Origin of the sequence: Rhodopseudomonas sp. BR0C11 (assembly GCF_010820945.1) — a bacterium.
In the GTDB taxonomy this organism is placed as follows: Bacteria; Pseudomonadota; Alphaproteobacteria; order Rhizobiales; family Xanthobacteraceae; genus Rhodopseudomonas; species Rhodopseudomonas palustris_H.
Genome location: NZ_QTKI01000443.1, coordinates 1 through 3,728 on the forward strand (window position 1 = coordinate 1; position 3,728 = coordinate 3,728).

Annotated in this window: 4 protein-coding genes; 1 reads left to right on the forward strand and 3 read right to left on the reverse strand. The window is 67.3% G+C overall.

What is annotated here, in order from left to right; translation table 11 throughout:
• The first annotated feature begins 131 nt into the window (after positions 1 to 131).
• On the forward strand, positions 132 to 1,199 hold the full coding sequence (locus DYI24_RS23040; protein WP_164573983.1) for a GGDEF domain-containing protein: 1,068 nt from the start codon (positions 132 to 134) through the stop codon (positions 1,197 to 1,199).
• Between the two features lie 8 nt (positions 1,200 to 1,207).
• Here DYI24_RS23040 and DYI24_RS23045 read toward each other — a convergent pair whose 3' ends face one another.
• The 3 genes from DYI24_RS23045 to DYI24_RS23055 form a co-directional block, all read right to left on the reverse strand.
• A complete protein-coding gene (locus DYI24_RS23045) occupies positions 1,208 to 1,714 on the reverse strand; it encodes a TfoX/Sxy family protein (protein WP_164573984.1) in 507 nt (168 codons plus the stop codon).
• Between the two features lie 474 nt (positions 1,715 to 2,188).
• Positions 2,189 to 2,662 (reverse strand): RidA family protein, encoded by a 474-nt coding sequence (locus DYI24_RS23050; protein WP_164573985.1) that lies wholly within the window; start codon positions 2,660 to 2,662, stop codon positions 2,189 to 2,191.
• The coding region (locus DYI24_RS23055) for an NAD(P)/FAD-dependent oxidoreductase (RefSeq protein WP_164573986.1) at positions 2,659 to 3,728 on the reverse strand (1,070 nt) is incomplete at its 5' end. The genes DYI24_RS23055 and DYI24_RS23050, both read right to left, overlap by 4 nt.

Consider the following 3,728-nt stretch of genomic DNA (forward strand, 5'->3'; position numbering starts at 1 on the left):
TTCCTGTTGCGCCCGGTGCGGGCGCGCGGCTGATGGGCGATTGGGCGGTGTTTACGAGGTCTTCACCACCCGCACCGTAGCCTTACACCGTTTCAAACACGCGTTGAAAACGCCTGACCGGAGGGTGGCTCGTGGCCGCGCTGCAGGACGACCATGACCGCACCATGGCCTATGCCGAGGTGGCCCTCTCCCAGATCAAGACCCTCCGCCAAGGCGCCGTCCCGCGCAATTACGAGATCTGGTACGTCTACGCGACCGGCTACAACCCCGAGCTGAACAAGGCGATCAACGACACGCTGGCGGAGCGCGGCAGCCTCACCGACGCCGACCTCGACCAGTTGCACGATACCTATCTGTCGCACGGCCGCACCACCGACCGGATCGACCGGATCGGCGCCCGCGTCGCCAACGAGATCGACGACATCATGGCGCTGCTCGCCAAGACGCTCGGCAGCACCGCCAGCTTCGGCGACGATCTGCGCGGCGAAAGCCAGAAGCTGTCGCTGGCGACCGACCACAACCAGATCAAGGCGATCGTCGAGCGTCTGGTCGTCACCACCCGCGAGATGCAGCAGGCCAACAGCGCGCTCGAAGAGCGGCTGTCGACCTCCAAGCAGGAGATCGCCAATCTTCAGGTCAGCCTCGATGCGATCCGCGCCGAGAGCCTCACCGATCCCCTCACCGGCCTTGGCAACCGCAAGCTGTTCGACCGCACCGTCCAGGAAGCGATCCGCAACGCCGGCACCAGCCAGCAGCCGCTGTCGCTGCTGATGATGGACATCGATCACTTCAAGTCGTTCAACGACACCTACGGCCATCTCACCGGCGACCAGGTGCTGCGGCTCGTCGGCCTGACGCTGAAGCAGAGCATCAAGGGCCAGGACTTCACCGCGCGCTACGGCGGCGAGGAATTCGCCGTGGTGCTGCCGAACACGCCGATGCGCCAGGCGATCATCGTCGCCGACAACATCCGCCGGCTGGTGATGTCGAAGGAGCTGAAGAAGAAGTCGACCGGCGAGATTCTCGGCCGGGTGACGCTGTCGGCCGGCGTGTCGACACTGAAACCGAACGACGATGCCGAAGCGCTGATCGAACGCGCCGACGCGTGCCTCTACGCCGCCAAGCGCAACGGCCGCAACCGCGTGATCTGCGAGACCGATCCGGAATTCTCCGGCGTCACCCAGGCCGCCGTCGCCTGACGCCGCCGTTAGCGCGCCGCCCGGCCGCGCTTCGCCGCAGGAGCCTTTGTGGTCTTCGCGGTCTTGGCCCGACCTGCTGCCTTCGCAACTGTCTTGACCTTCCGTTGAGCGCTGGCCGGCTTGGTTAGCTTCGGCGCCTTATTGCTATCAGCCGCAGTCTTCGTCTTGGTCACACGCAGCGTCTTCGACGCCTTGCTGAGCGCGGCGCGCTCGGCGGCGGCGTGGGCGGTGCGGGCCCATTGCGCGAGCTCGTCCGGATCGTCGAGCAGCCGCTCCGGCAGCAGCCAGTACGAGCCGACCGTCACCGTCTTAGTGCGGGTGTCGTAGCGAAACGGCCGGCTGCCCTCGGCCTCGAACCGCGCCGCGCCGTCCGCATCGGTGCGCAGATAGATCGCATCGCGGATCACCAGCGCAAACGTGACGCCGTCAGCCGAGATCCCGAAGCCCGAGAACATCCGCCGGATCGTCACCGGACCGAATGGCGCGAACAAATCGGCGAGGAACTCACGGTCCATGGCAGGCTCATAGCTAAGTCGCGGCGAGCTGCGCCGCCGGTGCAATTTCCAAGGATAACAATAAACACCGCGAACGCGAAGGCATTCGCTCGCAGCACTCCGCGCGGCTACATCTGGACGCCGAGTTCCTGCAGCCGCTCGGCCACTTCCTTGAACTGCGGGCTGAGCTTCACGGTGTGCTGAAAGTCAGCGACCGCGCCGTCTCTGTCGCCGGAGTCGATCGCCGCCGTGCATGCTGCGAGGCTTGCCTCGACCGAGGTGATCGGCTGCTAGCATGTCTGCGCCGCGTCCTCACTCTGAGCGTGGGTCGGCAAACTAAACGCAAAGACAGAGAGGGAGACACTACTCGCCAGCAAAAAAGACGTGAGAGCAAAATGCGGCCGGGCCATCGGCGCCTCCGGGAGGAAATCGTGCTTCCTTCCAGTCGCGCGATGGCCCGCACCGGTTCAAATATGAGCCCGGAGGCCGGCGGTCTTACTTCGCCGGTGCGTAGAACGTGCCGTCGATTTCGGCGATGTCGCCCTGGTCGAGCGCCGGCACCTGCAGCACGGTGCGCGGCGGATACGGGCCGTCGCCCCAGATGTCCTTCTGCACCTTGTTGACCACCGGACGGTACTTAGCGACGTCGGTCACGAACACGGTCAGCCGCACCGCATCGGCCTTGGTGGCGCCTGCCGCTTCGGCCGCGGCGAGCATGTTGTCGAACATCCGCCGGATCCGCGCCTCGTCGCCGTCGACCATCTTGCCGGTGACGCGGTCGGTGCCGCGCATCCCGCCGATGAACACGAAGTCGCCGGCGCGGGCGCCGATGCTCCAGGTGCCGCTCGGTGTGATCGTCTTATCGGTCGGTGCGATGATCTTCACAGCGCTGGTTTCGGCGGAAGCCGCGGCCGGCAACGTGATAGCAAGGGCGGCAGCAGCAAAGAGCGTGCGCAGAGAGGCTTTCATGGCGAGATCTCCTGGTTAGGGTGGGACGATGCGACAGTGCGGCGGCGCTGCCAGAACGGCGCATCGGCGAAGCGTGGCTCGGCGGCGTACATTGCCTGCTGGGTGACGAGGTGCTGCGCGATGCCTTGCAAGTAATCGCGCTCATAGGCGTCGGCCCGCTCGGGATCGCCATCGGTCAGCGTCAGCGTCGCCTCGGCGGCCGCCATGCCGCTCCACAGCGCGGTGGCGAGACCGTTGGCGCCGAGCGGATCAAGCGCGGCCGCGGCATCACCGGCGCGCAGGATGCGCCCCTCGATCAAGCGGCTGGCCGTGACGGTGGCGGCGGGCGCGACCTGGGGCGGCGCAGCTGCTGCCGTGGAGTCGAGGCCGAGACTCCGCAGCCGCGGGGCGATCGCGACCGTCGACGCAGCCAGGCCGGTCCAGATCGAGCCATCCTGGGCGGCGCCGGGTGGCAACAAATCGGTGTCGGTGAACAGGCCGAGCATCATGCGGTTGCCCGGCAGTGGGGCCATGTACCACCAGCCCAGCGCGACCGCTTCAATCAATGTCGCCGCGGCGGGCTCGGTATCGTCCGGCAGGTCGAGCACGCGCCACACGGCGACCAGCCGGTCGGTGCGGCGTCGCCCCGCTGCCGTTCCCGACGACAACGCGGCGCGGCCGCTGCAGTCGATGGCCGCGTCGGCGAACACGACGCGGCCATCGCCGAGTTCGAGCACGACCCCATCGCAGTGATGCACCAGCATGGTGACGATGATCGGATGGCACTCGATCGCATCGTTATTCAGCTTGGTCCGCATCTGCCGCTCGAAGCTGGCGCGATCGAGGTGCCAGGCACCCTCGCCTTGCGCGGCCCGCCGCAAGGTTCCGTCACCCCACACCGAAAACCTGCCTTCGCTCGGCAGCGCGCTTTCGGCGTCGAGCAGGTCGGCCCATTGCAGCCGCGCGAGCAATGCGGCAGCGGCCGGCGACAACGTCTCGCCGCGGCTGATGACCTCGCGATCCGGCGCGATCAGCAGCGGGCGTCGCCCGGCCAGCACCAGGCTGCGGGCGGCGCTTGCCGCCGCCC